The sequence below is a fragment of the Streptomyces sp. f51 genome (assembly GCF_037940415.1).
GTDB lineage: Bacteria > Actinomycetota > Actinomycetes > Streptomycetales > Streptomycetaceae > Streptomyces.
This window is the reverse complement of record NZ_CP149798.1, coordinates 4,393,151-4,410,258: the sequence shown is the minus strand read 5'-3', so window position 1 is coordinate 4,410,258 and position 17,108 is coordinate 4,393,151. Positions and strand designations below refer to the sequence as shown.

Sequence of the window (17,108 nt, the reverse complement as noted above, 5' to 3'; positions counted from 1 at the left end):
GGGGCCGTCACGGGGTCCCACGCGGCCGTGCGGCTCACTCCACCGTCACGGACTTCGCCAGGTTGCGCGGCTGGTCCACCTCGTTGCCCCGGGCCGTCGCCAGCTCGCAGGCGAACACCTGGAGCGGCACGGTCGACACCAGCGGCTGGAGCAGCGTCGGCGTGGCCGGGATGCGGATGAGGTGGTCGGCGTACGGGACGACCGCCTCGTCGCCCTCCTCCGCGATGACGATGGTGCGGGCGCCCCTGGCCCGGATCTCCTGGATGTTGGAGACGATCTTGTCGTGCAGCACCGAGCGCCCGCGCGGCGACGGGGCCACGACCACGACCGGCATGTCCTCCTCGATCAGCGCGATCGGCCCGTGCTTGAGCTCCCCGGCCGCGAAGCCCTCGGCGTGCATGTACGCCAGCTCCTTGAGCTTCAGCGCGCCTTCCAGCGCGACCGGATAGCCCACGTGCCGGCCGAGGAACAGCACGGTGTCCTTGTCCGCGAGGGAGCGGGCGAGTTCCCGTACGGGCTCCATGGTCTCCAGGACCCGCTCGACCTCGCGGGAGATGCGTGACAGCTCCCGGATGACGGCCTGGATCTCGTCGCCCCACTTGGTGCCGCGCACCTGTCCCAGGTACAGGGCCACCAGATAGCAGGCCACCAGCTGGGTGAGGAACGCCTTGGTGGAGGCGACGGCGACCTCGGGTCCCGCGTGGGTGTACAGCACCGCGTCGGACTCGCGCGGGATCGTCGAGCCGTTGGTGTTGCAGATCGCCAGCACCCTCGCGCCCTGCTCGCGGGCGTGCCGCAGGGCCATCAGCGTGTCCATGGTCTCGCCGGACTGCGAGATGGCGATGACGAGCGTCTGCCGGTCCAGGATCGGGTCCCGGTAGCGGAACTCGCTGGCCAGCTCGACCTCGCACGGGATGCGGGTCCAGTGCTCGATGGCGTACTTGGCGATCAGCCCGGCGTGGAAGGCGGTGCCGCAGGCGACGATGACGACCTTGTCGGCCTCGCGCAGCGCCCGCACCGGGATGCGCACCTCGTCGAGCGTCAGCGAACCGGCCGCGTCGATCCGTCCGAGCAGGGTGTCGGCGACCGCCTTGGGCTGCTCGGCGATCTCCTTGAGCATGAAGTAGTCGTAGCCGCCCTTCTCCGCCGCCGACGCGTCCCAGTCGACGTGGTACGAGCGGACGTCGGCGGGGCTGCCGTCGAACCCGGTGACGGTCACTCCGTCGCGGCGCAGTTCGACCACCTGGTCCTGGCCCAGCTCGATCGCCGACCGGGTGTGGGCGATGAACGCGGCGACGTCGGAGGCGAGAAAGGCCTCGCCCTCGCCGACCCCGACCACCAGAGGCGAGTTCCGGCGGGCGCCGACGACCACGTCCGGCTCGTCGGCGTCCACCGCGACCAGCGTGAACGCGCCCTCAAGACGCCGGCACACCAGCCGCATCGCCTCCGCCAGGTCGGCGCAGGAGGAGTACTCCTCGGCGAGCAGATGGGCGACCACCTCGGTGTCCGTCTCGGAGGCTAGGTCGTGCCCCCGCTCGGCCAGTTCGGCGCGGAGCAGGGCGAAGTTCTCGATGATGCCGTTGTGGACGACGGCGACCCGGCCCGCGTTGTCGAGATGGGGGTGGGCGTTGGCGTCCGTGGGACCCCCGTGGGTGGCCCAGCGGGTGTGCCCGATGCCCGTCGTTCCGGACGGCAGCGGTCTGCCGCCCAGTTCCTTCTCCAGGTTGACCAGTTTCCCGGCCTTCTTCGCGACGGCGAGTCCCCCGTCCGCGAGAACGGCGACACCCGCCGAGTCGTATCCCCGGTACTCGAGCCTCTTCAGTCCGGCCATCACCACGTCGAGCGCCGGCTGCGACCCCACATATCCCACGATTCCGCACATGGCGGCAGCGTACGGTCCGACGGCGTCCCGAATCAGGCTCACCGTGCCCGATATCGGAAATTCAGGCCGCCTGCGGGAGGGCCTCACGAGCTCATGCCATCCGGGAGGTGTCACCCGGCGTGACGGACCCCACCCTCCATCCCGGCCATACTCCCGTAACAATGGACTGTGATCTCTCCGGTCTCCTCGTTGCCGCGGAGCGCCCACCGGTCGAAGCCGGAGGCGACTCCCTACGTCGACCTCACCCGTGCCGAGTGGAGCGCGCTGCGCGAAAAGACGCCGCTCCCGCTCAACGCCGAGGAGGTCGAGAAGCTGCGCGGTCTGGGCGATGTCATCGACCTCGACGAGGTGCGGGACATCTATCTGCCGCTGTCACGGCTGCTGAACCTGTACGTCGGCGCCACGGACGGGCTCAGAGGCGCGCTGAACACCTTCCTCGGCGAGAAGGGCTCCCAGTCCGGCACCCCCTTCGTCATAGGCGTCGCCGGTTCCGTGGCCGTCGGCAAGTCCACCGTGGCGCGACTGCTCCAGGCCCTGCTCTCCCGCTGGCCCGAGCACCCGCGGGTCGAGCTGGTCACCACGGACGGCTTCCTGCTCCCGACCAAGGACCTCGAAGCGCGCGGGCTGATGTCCCGCAAGGGCTTCCCCGAGTCGTACGACCGCCGGGCCCTGACCCGGTTCGTCGCGGACATCAAGGCGGGCAAGGACGAGGTGACGGCGCCCGTCTACTCGCACCTGATCTACGACATCGTGCCCGGCGAGCGGCTCACGGTCCGCCGCCCCGACATCCTCATCGTCGAGGGCCTGAACGTGCTCCAGCCGGCGCTTCCGGGCAAGGACGGCCGCACCCGGGTCGGCCTCGCGGACTACTTCGACTTCAGCGTGTACGTCGACGCCCGTCCCGAGGACATCGAGCGCTGGTACCTCAACCGCTTCCGCAAGCTGCGCGCGACGGCCTTCCAGAAGCCCGACTCGTACTTCCGCAGGTACACCCAGGTCTCCGAGGAGGAGGCCCTGGACTACGCCCGTACGACCTGGCGCACCATCAACAAGCCGAACCTGCTGGAGAACGTGGCTCCCACCCGCGGCCGGGCGACCCTCGTCGTCCGCAAGGGCCCGGACCACAAGGTCCAGCGCCTGAGCCTGCGCAAGCTGTAGGCCCCGGGGCCGGCCCCGGTACGTGCGGCTACTGTGCGGCCATGCTGCACCTGCGTCTGATCACGCCCCCGGACCGGACCGACGACGTCGTCGGCCTCATCGAGCGCACGGTCGGCACCGCTCACCTCGTGGTGCTCCCCGGCACGGCCCGCAGTCCGGCGGGGGACGTGGTGATGTGCGACGTCGCTCGCGAGGCGGGCGACGAGCTCGTCGCAGGGCTGCGGAGGATGGGTATCGACCGCACGGGCTCGATCGCGGTCGAGGACATCGACCTGTCCCTGTCGAAGCGGGCCGACGAGGCCGAGGCGGAGGCCCCGGGCGAGGGCGCCGACGCGGTGCTCTGGGAACACCTGGAGGACGCCACGCACGAGGAGTCCACGCTGTCGGTCACCTACGTCGCGTTCATCACCATCGCCACGATGATCGCGGCCTGCGGCGTGGTGCTCGACAACGCGGTGCTGATCGTGGGAGCCATGGCCGTGGGGCCGGAGTTCGGCCCGCTGGCCGGGCTGTGCACCGCGATCGTGCAGAGGGGACGGCACCTCGCCCTGCGCTCCCTGACGGCGTTGCTGGCCGGCTTCGCGATCGCCATGGCGATGACGGTGCTCTTCAGCCTGTTCATGGACGGGGTGGGACTGTTCAGCGAGGCGAAGCTGGAGGGGCCGCGCCCCAACACCGGGTTCGTCTACGCCCCGGACTGGTTCTCGTTCGTCGTCGCGGTGCTCGCGGGCGCCGCCGGCATGCTGTCGCTGACCTCCGCGAAGTCCGGGGCCCTCGTCGGTGTCGCGATCTCCGTGACGACGGTCCCGGCCGCCGCGAACGCCGCGGTGGCCCTGAGCTACGGCGACATGGGCCAGACCTGGGGCTCCACCAAGCAGTTGCTGTTCAACCTGCTCGGCATCGTGGTCGCCGGCACGCTCACGCTGATGGCCCAGAAATGGTTCTGGGCGGCGCAGCGCAGGCGGCAGCCCGCCTAGCGGAGAAGCCCGGCGCCGGAAGAAGCGCCGGGCGGGAGGACGGCTCGGCGTGCGGATCGGCGGGCCGCCCGCCCCTGGACATGTGTGAGGCCCGGCACCTTCGGGGTGCCGGGCCTCACGGTTTCGTGCGGGGCTGCTAGCCGAGCGCCGACTTCACCGCGTCGGCCAGGCGCGCGGCCACCGAGCGGGCGTGCTCGATGTCGGCGGCCTCGACCATGACGCGGACGAGCGGCTCGGTGCCGGAGGGGCGCAGCAGCACCCGTCCGGTGGCGCCGAGCTCCTGCTCGGCGTCGGCCACCGCGGCGGCGAGTTCGGCGGAGGTGCCGACCCGCGACCGGTCGACGTCGGGGACGTTGACGAGGACCTGCGGCAGCCGCTCCATGACCGAGGCGAGGTCCTTGAGCGTGCGGCCGGTCTGGGCCACCCGGGCGGCCAGCAGCAGGCCGGTGAGCGTGCCGTCGCCGGTGGTCGCGTGGTCGAGGATGATGACGTGCCCCGACTGCTCGCCGCCGAGGGCGTAGCCGTGCGCCTTCATCTCCTCCAGGACGTAACGGTCGCCCACCGCCGTCTGGATGAGGGCGACGCCCTCGCGCTCCATGGCGAGCTTGAAGCCCAGGTTGGACATGACCGTCGCGACAACGGTGTCGGAGCGCAGTGCGGAACGCTCCCGCATCGCCAGCGCGAGAACGGCCAGGATCTGGTCGCCGTCGATCTCCTCGCCCGTGTGGTCCACGGCGAGGCAGCGGTCGGCGTCGCCGTCGTGCGCGATGCCGAGGGCGGCGCCGTGCTCGACCACGGCGGCCTTGAGCAGGTCCAGATGGGTCGAGCCGCAGCCGTCGTTGATGTTGAGGCCGTCGGGTGCCGCGCCGATCGTGATGATCTCGGCTCCGGCGCGCGCGAACGCCTCGGGCGAGACCCGGGCGGCCGCGCCGTGCGCCTCGTCGAGGACGACCTTCAGACCGTCGAGACGGTTCGGGAGGACTCCGATGAGGTGGGCGACGTACTGGTCGAAGCCCTGGTCGTAGGACTTCACGCGGCCGACGCCCGAGCCGGTCGGGCGGTCCCAGGGAGCGCCGGTGCGGTGCTCCTCGTACACGCCCTCGATCCGGTCCTCCAGCTCGTCGGCGAGCTTGTGCCCGCCGCGGGCGAAGAACTTGATGCCGTTGTCGGGCATGGCGTTGTGGCTGGCGGAGAGCATCACGCCGAGGTCGGCGCCCAGCACCCCGGTGAGATAGGCCACCGCGGGGGTGGGCAGCACACCGACGCGCAGGACGTCCACACCGGCGCTGGCGAGGCCGGCGACCACCGCGGCCTCCAGGAACTCCCCGGACGCACGCGGATCCCGCCCGACCACCGCCACGGGCCGGTGGCCTTCGAACGTGCCCGCCTCGGCGAGTACGTGCGCCGCCGCAACGGAGAGCCCGAGCGCGAGCTCGGCCGTCAGATCCGCGTTGGCGACACCACGCACGCCGTCCGTGCCGAAGAGTCGTCCCACTTGTCCTCCTGAGAAAGCTGCAAAGTACGGAAGTCCCCCGCAGGATACGGAGTCATCCGATCACATGAGCCTTTGAGCACCTTGTGCCGTTATACGCCCAACCACTGTGATAAACGAACGCCCCGGCAGCACGATGACCGTGCCGCCGGGGCGTTCGGAGCTACGCGTATCTCCGCGCAGAAGCAAGCAGCGAAGATTAACGCTTGCTGTACTGCGGAGCCTTGCGGGCCTTCTTGAGACCGGCCTTCTTGCGCTCGACCGCACGGTCGTCGCGCTTGAGGAAGCCGGCCTTCTTGAGGGCGCCGCGGTTGTTGTCCACGTCGGCCTCGTTCAGCGCGCGGGCCACGCCGAGGCGCAGGGCACCGGCCTGACCGGAGACACCGCCACCCGCGATGCGGGCGATGACGTCGTAGCGGTTGTCGAGCTCGAGCACCTTGAAGGGCTCGTTGACTTCCTGCTGGTGCACCTTGTTGGGGAAGTAGTCCTCAAGGGTGCGGCCGTTGATCTTCCACTTGCCGGTGCCCGGAACGATCCGGACGCGGGCGATGGCGTTCTTCCGACGGCCAAGGCCGGCGGCCGGCTGCGGGTCGCCGAAGCGGCCCGCGAGCGACTCCGAGGTGTACTCGCCCTCGACGGGGACCTCGGACTCGGTGGTGTAGTTCTCGATGTCGACGAGCTCAGTCTCTTCGACCGGCTGCTCAACGGTGGTCTCGGCCACGATTCTCCTCAGATTCTTTTTCGTCTTAGGGGGTGGCCGGAACTACTGCGCGACCTGGGTGATCTCGAACGGGACCGGCTGCTGCGCAGCGTGCGGGTGGTTCTCGCCCGCGTAGACCTTCAGCTTCGAGAGCACCTGACGGCCCAGGGTGTTCTTGGGAACCATGCCCCTGATGGCCTTCTCGACGGCCTTCTCGGGGTTCTTCGCCAGCAGCTCGTCGTAACGGACGGAGCGCAGACCACCCGGGTAACCGGAGTGGCGGTACGCCAGCTTCTGGGTCTTCTTGTTGCCGGAGAGGTGCACCTTGTCCGCGTTGATGATGATGACGAAGTCACCAGCGTCGACGTGGGGGGCGTAGATCGGCTTGTGCTTGCCCCGCAGGATGTTCGCAGCAGTGGTCGCCAGACGACCCAGGACGACATCCTGGGCGTCGATGACGTACCACTGGCGAGTGATGTCGCCGGGCTTGGGGCTGTACGTACGCACGGTCGTAGCCTTCGCTTCTTCAGTGAGTGGGTCCTGACATGGCCACCACGGACGATCACGACAGCCCTGACCGCACTGCGGTGACGCATACCGCGTGCTGGTCGCTGGTCATCGGCCCCGGTGGACCGGTGTAAGGGCCCCTCACGTGAGAATGAGCAAGCCAATACACATAACGAACCGCAAGCCTACCCGCGATGCCCCGGAAGGGTCAAAACGCGAGAGCTCACGCCCTCGTGGCCGGTCGTTCCCGTCGCTGAGCGACGAAGCGGACCGGTCCGGCGAGCGGCAGATGACGGTGATGCCAAAGCGCCACCGATGCAGTCATTACACACAGGGTAAAGCAGTCCCGGAACGAACGCCGGGTCACCGCTTCCAGCCAGGGCCAGTCGGCGCCGGGCACCTGCGGTACGAGCGCCAGCCAGAACCAGGGTCCACGGGCCGCCGAGGCGGGATACGGCAGGCCCGCGAGCAGCAGCGGCACCACGACGAGCAGGTAGTGGTCGTACGACGGTCTGGACACCAGGAACGCCGAGAGCATCAGCAGAACCGCGGTCTCGACCAGCCGCAAGGGCCCGGGAACACCGCGCGACCAGCGGCGGTACGCGGCCAGCACCCCGGACCCCGCCGCCACGCAGGCGAGCGCGACCGCGACGGGGGACGGCACGCCGAGACGCGGCAGAACGGCCACCGGAGAGGCCTCGTAGAGCCGTACGAAGCCGTCGTGGCCGCGCAGCAGGAACGGCAGCGTCCGTGTGACGAACGCCGCAGGATCGGGCATGAGCAGCGCCGCCCCGCCGGACGCCAGGGCCGGCACCAGGACCACCGCGGCCAGGGCCCGGCGGCGGCGCGCGAAGACGAAGAGGAGGGCCACCGGCGCGAGCAGCGGCTTCAGGGCCAGGGCCGCGCCGACGACCACCCCGGCCCACCCCCACCGCTCCCGCGCGGCCAGCAGCAGGGCGAGCGGCAGAGCCGCCGCGGCGGTCACGGTCCAGTTGCCGAGCGAGACCAGATGGCCGAAGGGGGCGAAGCCCAGAGCGAGCACCGCGGGTCCGAGCATTCCGAGCCGGCTGCGTCCGGGCACCCCGTGGACCCGCAGCGCGCAGAGCCAGCCCACCAGCAGCAGAACGGTCACCGTCAGCGGGACCAGCACCCGGAGCGCGTCCGGGGGCAGCAGGATCTGCGGCACGGCCGCGAGCACCGCGCTCGGGAGATAGAGGAAGTGCCGGTCCTCGTACGGCGAACCGCCGTTCAGCCAGGTCCGCGCCGCCCGCACGACGATCGCGTTGTCCATGCCGCCGTCCGAGGTGCTCAGCGCGACGCCCACGACATGCGCGCACAGCACCACGACCGAGGCCGCCCACGCGTGCCAGGAGGCCCTACGCACCAACCACCCGGAGATGTCACTTTTGCCCTTGCGCATTCAGATCACGCTAGGGGCTCAAGTGCCCGGTGGAGCTGACCGGCACCCCCCAACCCCCGTCTAAGATGCGGCGCATGAGTTATGGGCAGGGTGGGCAGGGGCAGCCCCCGTGGGACCCCTGGAAGCCGGGGTCTCAGCAAACGCCTCAGTGGAACAACCAGCGCTCCAGCGGGAATCCCGACTGGGCCGCCATGGCGGAGGCTTCCGAGACGCGCAACAAGCGCCGCAAGGTGCTGTTCATCGTGGGCGGGGCCGTGGCCACCGTCGCCGTCGGCGCTGCCGTGGCCATGGCGGTCGCCAACGCCAACGGGAACAACGAGGCCGGCAACCAGCCGTCCAAACTGCCCGCCAGTTCGGACATCCCCGGCGCGACGACTCCGGCGCCGTCCTTCGAGCCGACCTCGGCTCCGCCGCCGCTGGATCCCAAGCAGTTCATAGCCAGCGCGCAGAAGGACACCGCGCCGCTGAGCCCGGACATCCTCTTCCCCGGCACGCAGCTCACCATGGGCGACCGCGTGTACCGCAAGGGTCCGACGGCCGACACGAAGAACTGCGCCTCGGCCGCGAAGGACACGCTGCCGCCGGTCCTCACCAAGAACGGCTGCACCCGCTTCATGCGCGTCACCTACGTCAAGGACGGGGTGGCGGTGACGGTCGGCGTCGCGGTCTTCGAGACCGAGGCGCAGGCGAGCAAGGCCAAGGCCGAGACGAACGACAAGAGCATCATCGCCTCGCTCGCCGGCAACGGCATCAAGGCGTTCTGCGACTCGGCCGTCTGCCGTTCGACCCGCAACGCCTACGGCCGGTACGGCTACTTCACCCTCGCCGGCTTCACCAACGGCAAGGACGTGACGACGAAGGACACCGCGGTGTTCACGACCGGCGACGACCTCGCGGAGTTCACGTTCCGCCAGATCAGCCGGCGGGGCCAGGCCCAGGCGTCGGCCGCGGCTGGCCAGTAGCGGCTCCGGACGGCGGCCGCCACGATCCGGCCGCCGTCCCCTCCCCCGCGCGCCATGTGACGCCCGCTCAGGTTCACGGGATCGGTGGCAACGTGCACCGCCGAGCAGACGTCAGCAGGACTCGCATCCGGCCGCTCCGGGCAACGTCCGCTTGTTCCGCGCCTCCTTGTTCCGCGCGGCCAGCAACTCGTCGGCGGGGTAGCCGACTTCCTCCAGCGTCAGCCCGTGCGGCCGGACGACGTGAACGGCCGAGTCCCGTACGCCGGCGGCCAGCACCTTGCCTGGCCAGTCCGGCCCGCGGTGCCCGTCACCCACGAACAGCAGGGCCCCGATCAGCGAGCGCACCATGTTGTGGCAGAAGGCGTCCGCCCGCACCGTGGCCGTGATGACGCCGTCCTCGCCCCGCACCAGGCTCAGTTGCTGGAGCGTGCGGATGGTCGTGGCGCCCTCGCGCTTCTTGCAGTAGGCGGCGAAGTCGTGCTCCCCCACCAGCCCCCGGGCCGCCTCGTTCATGGCCTCCACGTCCAACGGCCAGTCGTGCCACAGGACATGACTGCGCAGCAGCGGATCGACACCGCCCGGCTCGTCGGTCACACGGTAGGCGTAGCGCCGCCAGATCGCCGAGAACCGCGCGTTGAAACCGGCCGGCGCCTCCGTGAGCGACCACACCCGCACATCCTTGGACAGCCGTCCGGCCAGCCGCTTCAGCAGCTTCTCCCGGTGCTCGGCCCACAGCTCTTCCGGCAGGTCGACATGGGCCACCTGGCCGCGCGCGTGCACTCCGGCGTCGGTCCGCCCGGCCACGGTCAGCTCGTACGTGGTGTCCCTCGTCCGCGTCACCGTCCGCAGCGCGTCCTCGATCTCGCCCTGCACGGTCCGGCGTCCGCCGGCCTGCCTGGCCCACCCCGAGAACTCGCTCCCGTCGTACGACAGGTCCAACCGCACCCGGACGAACCCGGGCTCCGCTTCGTCACTCACACCTAGATCCTCTCAAGGCCCGGGTCCCTCCCCGGGAACGCGAAAGCGGGCCCGCCCCCGAAGGGACGGACCCGCTCACAGCGAGGCAGTGCCTCAGGCGTCCTTCGACTCCTCGGCGGGAGCCTCGACGGCGTCCTCGGCCTTGGTGTCCTCGACCTTGGCCGGGGCCTCGGTCTCCTTGGCGGCACGCTTGGTCGCAGCCTCGGCCTCACCGGTGGCCTGCTGGGCCACGGTCAGGGCCTCCACCAGCTCGATGACAGCCATGGGCGCGTTGTCGCCACGACGGTTACCGATCTTGGTGATACGGGTGTAACCACCCGGGCGGTTCTCGTAGCGCGGGCCGATCTCGGTGAAGAGCGTGTGCACGATGCTCTTGTCCGTGATCACCGAGAGCACCTGACGGCGGTTGTGAAGGTCACCCTTCTTCGCCTTGGTGACCAGACGCTCCGCGTAGGGACGCAGGCGGCGGGCCTTGGCCTCGGTGGTGGTGATGCGGCCGTGCTCGAAGAGCGACTTCGCGAGGTTCGCGAGAAGCAGCTTCTCGTGCGCGGCACTGCCGCCCAGACGGGCACCCTTGGCGGGCTTCGGCATGGTTTCTCCTAGGTGTCTGCCCCGGCCGTACTAGGTACCGAGGTCAGTGTCCGAGCGGGCGATCGCCCGTCGAAGATCCGGCACTTTTCAGCACCGGAGGAACCGGGCCCCGTCAGGGGCGCGGGGAACTGCGCGACCAGCCACGGCCGGCCGGCCGTCGCGATCGGTCCGGCGGGACCACCGCCCAAGGACGGCTGTCCCGCCGGAGGCGATCAGTACTGCTCGGTCTCGACGAAACCGGCGTCCGCGTCGTCGTCGGCGCCGAAGGCGTCGGCGGCGGCGGTCGGGTCGAATCCGGGCGGGCTGTCCTTGAGGGCCAGGCCCATGCCGGCCAGCTTCGCCTTGACCTCGTCGATGGACTTCGCACCGAAGTTGCGGATGTCCAGGAGGTCGGCCTCGGAGCGGGCGACGAGCTCACCCACGGAGTGGATGCCCTCACGCTTGAGGCAGTTGTACGAGCGGACCGTGAGCTCCAGCTCCTCGATCGGCAGCGCGAGATCGGCGGCGAGGGCGGCGTCCGTGGGGGACGGGCCCATGTCGATGCCCTCGGCGTCGATGTTGAGCTCGCGGGCCAGACCGAACAGCTCGACCAGGGTCTTGCCGGCCGACGCCATGGCGTCACGGGGACGCATGGCCTGCTTGGTCTCGACGTCGACGATCAGCTTGTCGAAGTCGGTGCGCTGCTCGACACGGGTCGCCTCGACCTTGTACGTGACCTTCAGCACCGGCGAGTAGATCGAGTCGACCGGGATGCGCCCGATCTCCTGACCGACCTGCTTGTTCTGAACGGCGGAGACGTAGCCGCGACCGCGCTCGACGGTCAGCTCCATCTCCAGCTTGCCCTTGCCGTTGAGCGTGGCGAGGACGAGGTCGGGGTTGTGGACCTCGACACCGGCCGGGGGCGCGATGTCGGCGGCGGTGACCAGACCCGGGCCCTGCTTGCGCAGGTACATCACGACCGGCTCGTCGTGCTCCGAGGAGACGACCAGCTGCTTGATGTTGAGGATCAGGTCGGTGACGTCCTCCTTGACGCCCGGCACGGTGGTGAACTCGTGCAGGACACCGTCGATGCGGATGCTGGTGACAGCGGCTCCGGGGATCGACGAGAGGAGGGTGCGGCGCAGGGAGTTGCCGAGGGTGTAGCCGAAGCCCGGCTCCAGCGGCTCGATCACGAACCGGGAGCGGAATTCGTCGACGACCTCTTCGGTCAACGAGGGGCGCTGAGCGATCAGCATGTGGTGATCAGATCCTTCATTCGTGGACGCCCGCTATTTGACGCCCGACAAAACCTGGCCTCCGAAGAGACCGGGTACAGCAAGGGTACGGGCGATACGGCCCTTTTACGGAGCCGTACCGCCCGAAAACCTCTGTCCAGCACAGGGCCGTCGAGATCGACGACCGAGCGGCCGTGCGTCAGACGCGGCGGCGCTTCGGCGGACGGCAGCCGTTGTGCGGGGTGGGGGTGACGTCCTGGATCGAGCCGACCTCGAGGCCAGTGGCCTGGAGGGAGCGGATCGCGGTCTCGCGACCGGAGCCCGGGCCCTTCACGAAGACGTCAACCTTGCGCATGCCGTGCTCCTGCGCGCGACGGGCGGCCGACTCGGCGGCCATCTGCGCGGCGAAGGGGGTGGACTTGCGCGAGCCCTTGAAGCCGACGTGGCCGGCGGAGGCCCAGGAGATCACGTTGCCCGAGGGGTCCGTGATCGAGACGATCGTGTTGTTGAACGTGCTCTTGATGTGAGCGTGCCCGTGAGCGACGTTCTTCTTTTCCTTGCGGCGCACCTTCTTGGCGGCGCCCTGACGACCCTTGGGGGGCATCTGTTTCTCCTACGGGGAGGTGGTCGGTCCTACAGCGAAGACCGCTGATGAAGCGTTGTCCGCTGAGGACTACTTCTTGCCCGGCTTCTTCTTGCCGGCGATGGCGCGACGCGGGCCCTTGCGGGTACGAGCGTTCGTGCTGGTGCGCTGACCGTGGACGGGCAGGCCACGACGGTGGCGCAAACCCTGGTAGCAACCGATCTCCACCTTGCGGCGGATGTCGGCCTGAATCTCGCGACGGAGGTCACCCTCGGTCTTGATGTTGGCGTCCACGTACTCGCGGATCTTGACCAGCTCCTCCTCGGAGAGGTCACGAACGCGCGTGTTGGGGTTCACGCCAGTCTCGGCCAGCGTCTGCTGGGAAAGGGTCCGGCCGATGCCGAACACGTAGGTGAGGGCGACCTCCACACGCTTTTCGCGCGGGATGTCAACACCGGAAACGCGTGCCATTCAATGGCTCCAGTTGTCGTTCGGAGGTCTTCCGCAGAACCGGATCCCGCCCGCCGTCGTCCTCTGATCCAGGGATCGAGGAGTCGGTACGAACCGGGTCCCCGGCCTCCGACCGGGGGTGTCAGGCCTGATGAGACTCAGCCCTGGATCCTGCGTATGAACATGTACTGCTTGCGTCGCGCGAAGTATCTGCGGGTGCAGAAGGTGCGGTCGTGCGTCAGCCCTGGCGCTGCTTGTGGCGCGGGTTTTCGCAGATGACCATGACCCGACCGTGACGGCGGATCACCCTGCACTTGTCGCAGATCTTCTTGACGCTCGGCTTGACCTTCATTAGGTGAGGTTCTCCGGGTCAGTGCCACCCCCCGCGCCCCGGAACGGGAACACGGAGCAAGGCAAGATCTACTTGTAGCGGTAGACGATCCGGCCGCGCGTCAGGTCGTACGGAGACAACTCCACCACGACCCGGTCGTCAGGGAGGATGCGGATGTAGTGCATGCGCATCTTGCCGCTGATGTGCGCCAGGACCTGGTGGCCGTTCTGGAGCTCCACCTTGAACATCGCGTTCGGAAGAGACTCAACGACAGTGCCCTCGATCTCGATGGCACCTTGCTTCTTGGCCACGCTTTGCCCTTCGAATCGACTACCTTGATCGACTTCGTGCGAGCGCATGCAGACATGCGGGTGCACGAGAGCCGACGAGTCAGTCTACGTCAGGGCCCCCGGAAAGACGAATTGGTCTCCGTCCGCCATCGCTACTCATGACGATGCCCCACCCTTCGGCGCGGTATGCGCGAGGGGCGGGGCGGGCCGATTGCACGGCCGTCGAGGAAATGAGGCGGGCGAAATACGCCCCGCGATATCGAACACAGGATCGATGTCACGTGATCCTGCGAACAACCGGGCGGTCGGGTCAGCCCGCGAGGGGATCCGGCGCCGCCGTGACCCCGTACTCGGCGAGCTTGGCCCGGCCGCAGTCGGGAGCCGTGAGGACGAGCGGGCCCTCGGGCGTCAGCGCCACGGAGTGCTCCCAGTGCGAGGACCAGGTGCCGTCCGTGGTGATCACGGTCCAGTCGTCCTCGAGCACCTCGGTCCGCGGTGTGCCGAGCGACACCATCGGCTCGATCGCCAGGCACAGGCCGGGAACCAGCTTCGGCCCCTTGCCCCGCTTGCGCTCGACGTAGTTCAGCAGGTGCGGGTCCATGTGCATCTCGGTGCCGATGCCGTGGCCGCCGTAGTCCTCGACGATGCCGTACTTGCCGCCGCCCGGCTTGGGCTGGCGGCGGATGTAGGTCTCGATGGCCCGGGAGATGTCGACCAGGCGGCCGCCCGTCTTCATGGCCGCGATGCCCGCCCACATCGACTCCTCCGTCACCCGGGAGAGCTCGATCAGCTCCGGGGCGTGCCCGGAGCCCACGAAGGCGGTGAACGCGGCGTCACCGTGCCAGCCGTCCACGATCGCGCCGGCGTCGATGGAGATGATGTCGCCGTCCTTCAGGACGGTCTTGTCGTCCGGGATGCCGTGGACGACGACCTCGTTGACCGAGGTGCAGATCGTCGCCGGGAAACCGCCGTACCCGAGGAAGTTCGACTTCGCGCCGTGCTCGTCGAGCACCTTGCGCGCGACCTCGTCCAGATCCCGGGTCGTCGCACCGGGCACGGCCGCTTCCCGCGTGGCCGCATGGATGGCCGCGACGACCAGCCCCGCCTCACGCATCTTGGCGATCTGCTCGGGGGTCTTGATCTGCACCATGGTGGCTGCGGCCTTTCTGGACCGGAACTGCGGACTACTCCAACGATACGGGGGACTCGACCCGCCCCGCCCGGGGTCATGGGACCCCGTCGCGCACAGGGACCTCGCCCTGCCCGCCTCGCACGTCGGCCGCGGCACCCGGTGAGGGTGCCGCGGCCGATGCGACGTAACTCTTTCACGCCCCCCGCGGTGCCTGAGCACCCCGGAGCGGACCGCGCACGGACTTAGGCGTCCTCGCGGGCCAGCGCCTCCATCGAGCGCGCCGTGACGTCTTCCACCTTGCCGAGCGCCGGGATCGTGACGACCAGGCTCTGGGCGCGGTAGTAGTCGATGATCGGCTCGGTCTGCGTGTGGTAGACCTCGAGCCGCGTACGGACGGTCTCCTCGGAGTCGTCGTCACGCTGGTACAGCTCGCCGCCGCAGACGTCACAGACGCCTTCCTGCTTCGGCGCCTTGTACGACACGTGGAAGACGTGCGAGGAGTCGTTGCGGCAGATGCGACGGCCCGCGATACGGCGGACCACCTCGTCCTCGGGGACCTCCAGGTCCAGCACCGCGTCCAGCTTCATGCCCTCGGTGCCGAGCATCTCGTCCAGCGCCTCGGCCTGCGAGACGTTGCGCGGGAAGCCGTCGAGAAGGAAGCCGCTCTCGGCGTCGGGCTGCTCCATGCGGTCCTTGGCCATGGCGATGGTGACCTCGTCCGGCACCAGTTCGCCCTTGTCCATGTAGGACTTCGCCAGCTTGCCGAGTTCCGTCTGCTGAGAGATGTTGGCGCGGAAGAGGTCGCCCGTGGAGATGTGCGGGATCGCCAGATTCTTGGCGAGGAACGCGGCCTGCGTTCCCTTCCCGGCACCGGGCGGCCCGACGAGGACGATTCGCATCAGCGGAGGAACCCTTCGTAATTGCGCTGCTGAAGCTGACTCTCGATCTGCTTCACCGTCTCGAGGCCGACACCCACGATGATGAGGATGCTGGTGCCACCGAACGGGAAGTTCTGGTTTGCCCCGAAACCAACCAACGCCACCGTCGGCACGAGAGCGATCAGCCCCAGATACAGCGAACCCGGCCAGGTGATCCGGTTGAGTACGTAGCTGAGGTACTCAGCGGTCGGCCGGCCAGCCCGGATGCCCGGGATGAAGCCACCATACTTCTTCATGTTGTCGGCGACTTCCTCGGGGTTGAACGAGATCGCCACGTAGAAGAACGCGAAGAACACGATCAGAAGGAAGTACAGGGTGATGTAAATCGGGTGGTCACCCTTGGTCAGGTTCTGCGTGACCCACGTTTTCCACCCGGAGTTGCTCTTCGAGAACTGGGCGACCAGGCTCGGAATGTAGAGCAGCGACGACGCGAAGATGACAGGAATCACACCTGCCTGGTTGACCTTCAGCGGAATGTAGGTCGACGTCCCGCCGTAGGAACGGCGGCCGATCATGCGCTTCGCGTACTGGACCGGAATCCGGCGCTGCGCCTGCTCGACGAAGACCACCAGGCCGACCATGCACAGGCCCACCGCGATGACCGTGCCGAACTCGATCCAGCCACCGGCGAGCTTGCCCTGGACCTTGACGGTCCACAGCGCGCTCGGGAAGGTCGCGGCGATCGAGATGAACATCAGGATCGACATGCCGTTGCCGATGCCGCGGTCGGTGATCAGCTCACCGAGCCACATCACGACACAGGTGCCGGCGGTCATCGTGATGACCATCGTGATGGTGGTGAAGATCGACTGGTCGGGCACGATCTGGTTGGCCACGGGGCAGCCGGAGAACAGCGCGCCGCTGCGGGCGGTGGCCACCAGGCCCGTGCCCTGGAGGATGGCGAGGGCGACCGTCAGATAGCGGGTGTACTGCGTGATCTTCGCCGTGCCGGCCGAGCCCTCCTTCTTGAGGGCTTCCAGTCGCGGGATCACCACGGTGAGCAGCTGGAGAATGATGCTCGCCGTGATGTACGGCATGATGCCGAGCGCGAAGATCGTGATCTGGAGCAGCGCGCCGCCGCTGAACATGTTGATCAGGCTGAACAGCCCACGGTTCGAGTCGGCCACGTCGATGCACGACTGGACGTTCTTGTAGTTCACACCGGGGATCGGGATGTGGGTACCGACCCGGTAGACCACGATGATGCCGAGCGTGAAGAGCAGCTTCTTGCGCAGGTCGGGCGTCCTGAACGCCCGGGCGAACGCGGTGAGCACGGTGCCTCCTGCGACCCCCGCGCTACCGCGTCCGAGGGTGAGTCTTGAGGTTCGACGGATGACTGACAGCTAACCAACAGCCAAAGACCGCCCGGAGTTCCCATGAGGCACGCCGGACGAAAATTAACAGTGCAGGCCACCTTACCGGCGACACTGCCCCCCTAGGAACGACCAACCGGGGATGCCCCTTTTGTGGGCATCCCCGGTCGGGATCGTTCAGGTCATCGAG

General features: G+C 68.7%; 18 protein-coding genes. 3 read left to right on the top strand and 15 right to left on the bottom strand.

From position 1 onward, the window contains the following. Positions 1-34 precede the first annotated feature (34 nt). Positions 35-1,882 (bottom strand): glutamine--fructose-6-phosphate transaminase (isomerizing), encoded by a 1,848-nt coding sequence (gene glmS / locus WJM95_RS19380; RefSeq protein ID WP_339130953.1) that lies wholly within the window; start codon positions 1,880-1,882, stop codon positions 35-37. Positions 1,883-2,050: 168 nt separating this feature from the next. Between glmS and coaA the strand changes: the two genes are divergently transcribed. Continuing rightward, a complete protein-coding gene (gene coaA, locus WJM95_RS19375; RefSeq protein WP_339130952.1) occupies positions 2,051-3,040 on the top strand; it encodes a type I pantothenate kinase in 990 nt (329 codons plus the stop codon). A gap of 41 nt (positions 3,041-3,081) precedes the next feature. Then, positions 3,082-4,017, top strand: coding sequence for a DUF389 domain-containing protein (locus tag WJM95_RS19370; protein ID WP_339130951.1), 936 nt, complete (start codon positions 3,082-3,084; stop codon positions 4,015-4,017). Between the two features lie 136 nt (positions 4,018-4,153). Here WJM95_RS19370 and glmM read toward each other — a convergent pair whose 3' ends face one another. The 4 genes from glmM to WJM95_RS19350 all read right to left on the bottom strand — a co-directional run bounded on the left by glmM (position 4,154) and on the right by WJM95_RS19350 (position 8,136). After that, complete coding sequence (glmM, locus tag WJM95_RS19365) at positions 4,154-5,512, bottom strand: phosphoglucosamine mutase (RefSeq protein WP_339130950.1); 1,359 nt, start codon at positions 5,510-5,512, stop codon at positions 4,154-4,156. 196 nt (positions 5,513-5,708) lie between these two features. Continuing rightward, the gene (rpsI, locus tag WJM95_RS19360) at positions 5,709-6,230 is read right to left on the bottom strand and encodes a 30S ribosomal protein S9 (RefSeq protein WP_339130949.1); all 522 of its coding nucleotides are present in this window, start codon (positions 6,228-6,230) and stop codon (positions 5,709-5,711) included. 42 nt (positions 6,231-6,272) lie between these two features. After that, entirely contained in the window at positions 6,273-6,716 is a 444-nt protein-coding gene (gene rplM, locus WJM95_RS19355; protein ID WP_037626954.1) for a 50S ribosomal protein L13, read from the bottom strand. A gap of 223 nt (positions 6,717-6,939) precedes the next feature. Then, positions 6,940-8,136 carry a glycosyltransferase 87 family protein gene (locus WJM95_RS19350; protein WP_339130948.1) on the bottom strand — a complete coding sequence of 399 codons (1,197 nt, stop codon included), beginning with the start codon at positions 8,134-8,136 and terminating at the stop codon, positions 6,940-6,942. 74 nt (positions 8,137-8,210) lie between these two features. On the opposite strand from WJM95_RS19350, the gene WJM95_RS19345 reads away from it, so the two are divergent. Then, the gene (locus WJM95_RS19345) at positions 8,211-9,098 is read left to right on the top strand and encodes a hypothetical protein (protein ID WP_339130947.1); all 888 of its coding nucleotides are present in this window, start codon (positions 8,211-8,213) and stop codon (positions 9,096-9,098) included. Positions 9,099-9,209: 111 nt separating this feature from the next. Here WJM95_RS19345 and truA read toward each other — a convergent pair whose 3' ends face one another. The 10 genes from truA to secY all read right to left on the bottom strand — a co-directional run bounded on the left by truA (position 9,210) and on the right by secY (position 16,879). Next, positions 9,210-10,076, bottom strand: coding sequence for a tRNA pseudouridine(38-40) synthase TruA (gene truA, locus WJM95_RS19340; protein ID WP_339130946.1), 867 nt, complete (start codon positions 10,074-10,076; stop codon positions 9,210-9,212). Positions 10,077-10,169: 93 nt separating this feature from the next. Beyond that, on the bottom strand, positions 10,170-10,667 hold the full coding sequence (gene rplQ / locus WJM95_RS19335) for a 50S ribosomal protein L17 (protein WP_339130945.1): 498 nt from the start codon (positions 10,665-10,667) through the stop codon (positions 10,170-10,172). Between the two features lie 212 nt (positions 10,668-10,879). Continuing rightward, positions 10,880-11,902 carry a DNA-directed RNA polymerase subunit alpha gene (locus WJM95_RS19330; protein WP_003966937.1) on the bottom strand — a complete coding sequence of 341 codons (1,023 nt, stop codon included), beginning with the start codon at positions 11,900-11,902 and terminating at the stop codon, positions 10,880-10,882. A gap of 178 nt (positions 11,903-12,080) precedes the next feature. After that, a complete protein-coding gene (rpsK, locus tag WJM95_RS19325) occupies positions 12,081-12,485 on the bottom strand; it encodes a 30S ribosomal protein S11 (RefSeq protein WP_003956432.1) in 405 nt (134 codons plus the stop codon). 69 nt (positions 12,486-12,554) lie between these two features. Further along, positions 12,555-12,935 carry a 30S ribosomal protein S13 gene (gene rpsM / locus WJM95_RS19320; RefSeq protein ID WP_060901485.1) on the bottom strand — a complete coding sequence of 127 codons (381 nt, stop codon included), beginning with the start codon at positions 12,933-12,935 and terminating at the stop codon, positions 12,555-12,557. A 217-nt stretch (positions 12,936-13,152) separates the two neighbouring features. Then, positions 13,153-13,266: a 50S ribosomal protein L36 gene (gene rpmJ, locus WJM95_RS19315; protein ID WP_003998809.1), complete on the bottom strand. Its 114-nt coding sequence runs from the start codon at positions 13,264-13,266 to the stop codon at positions 13,153-13,155. 68 nt (positions 13,267-13,334) lie between these two features. Beyond that, positions 13,335-13,556 carry a translation initiation factor IF-1 gene (gene infA, locus WJM95_RS19310; RefSeq protein WP_003948620.1) on the bottom strand — a complete coding sequence of 74 codons (222 nt, stop codon included), beginning with the start codon at positions 13,554-13,556 and terminating at the stop codon, positions 13,335-13,337. 289 nt (positions 13,557-13,845) lie between these two features. Beyond that, positions 13,846-14,685: a type I methionyl aminopeptidase gene (map, locus tag WJM95_RS19305; protein ID WP_339130944.1), complete on the bottom strand. Its 840-nt coding sequence runs from the start codon at positions 14,683-14,685 to the stop codon at positions 13,846-13,848. Positions 14,686-14,909: 224 nt separating this feature from the next. Next, positions 14,910-15,566 carry an adenylate kinase gene (locus WJM95_RS19300; protein ID WP_339130943.1) on the bottom strand — a complete coding sequence of 219 codons (657 nt, stop codon included), beginning with the start codon at positions 15,564-15,566 and terminating at the stop codon, positions 14,910-14,912. Continuing rightward, positions 15,566-16,879 carry a preprotein translocase subunit SecY gene (gene secY, locus WJM95_RS19295; RefSeq protein ID WP_339130942.1) on the bottom strand — a complete coding sequence of 438 codons (1,314 nt, stop codon included), beginning with the start codon at positions 16,877-16,879 and terminating at the stop codon, positions 15,566-15,568. The genes WJM95_RS19300 and secY overlap by 1 nt, the downstream gene beginning before the upstream one ends. Between the last annotated feature and the right edge of the window lie 229 nt (positions 16,880-17,108).

Excerpts from the sequence above, each read along its gene's own strand:
- map (WP_339130944.1), bottom strand. The coding sequence starts at position 14,685 with ATGGTGCAGATCAAGACCCCCGAGCAGATCGCCAAGATGCGTGAGGCG.
- rpsM (WP_060901485.1), bottom strand. The coding sequence starts at position 12,935 with ATGGCACGCGTTTCCGGTGTTGACATCCCGCGCGAAAAGCGTGTGGAG.
- WJM95_RS19350 (WP_339130948.1), bottom strand. The coding sequence starts at position 8,136 with ATGCGCAAGGGCAAAAGTGACATCTCCGGGTGGTTGGTGCGTAGGGCC.
- rplQ (WP_339130945.1), bottom strand. The coding sequence starts at position 10,667 with ATGCCGAAGCCCGCCAAGGGTGCCCGTCTGGGCGGCAGTGCCGCGCAC.
- WJM95_RS19330 (WP_003966937.1), bottom strand. The coding sequence starts at position 11,902 with ATGCTGATCGCTCAGCGCCCCTCGTTGACCGAAGAGGTCGTCGACGAA.
- WJM95_RS19300 (WP_339130943.1), bottom strand. The coding sequence starts at position 15,566 with ATGCGAATCGTCCTCGTCGGGCCGCCCGGTGCCGGGAAGGGAACGCAG.
- rpsK (WP_003956432.1), bottom strand. The coding sequence starts at position 12,485 with ATGCCCCCCAAGGGTCGTCAGGGCGCCGCCAAGAAGGTGCGCCGCAAG.
- WJM95_RS19345 (WP_339130947.1), top strand. The coding sequence starts at position 8,211 with ATGAGTTATGGGCAGGGTGGGCAGGGGCAGCCCCCGTGGGACCCCTGG.
- WJM95_RS19370 (WP_339130951.1), top strand. The coding sequence starts at position 3,082 with ATGCTGCACCTGCGTCTGATCACGCCCCCGGACCGGACCGACGACGTC.
- rpmJ (WP_003998809.1), bottom strand. The coding sequence starts at position 13,266 with ATGAAGGTCAAGCCGAGCGTCAAGAAGATCTGCGACAAGTGCAGGGTG.
- glmS (WP_339130953.1), bottom strand. The coding sequence starts at position 1,882 with ATGTGCGGAATCGTGGGATATGTGGGGTCGCAGCCGGCGCTCGACGTG.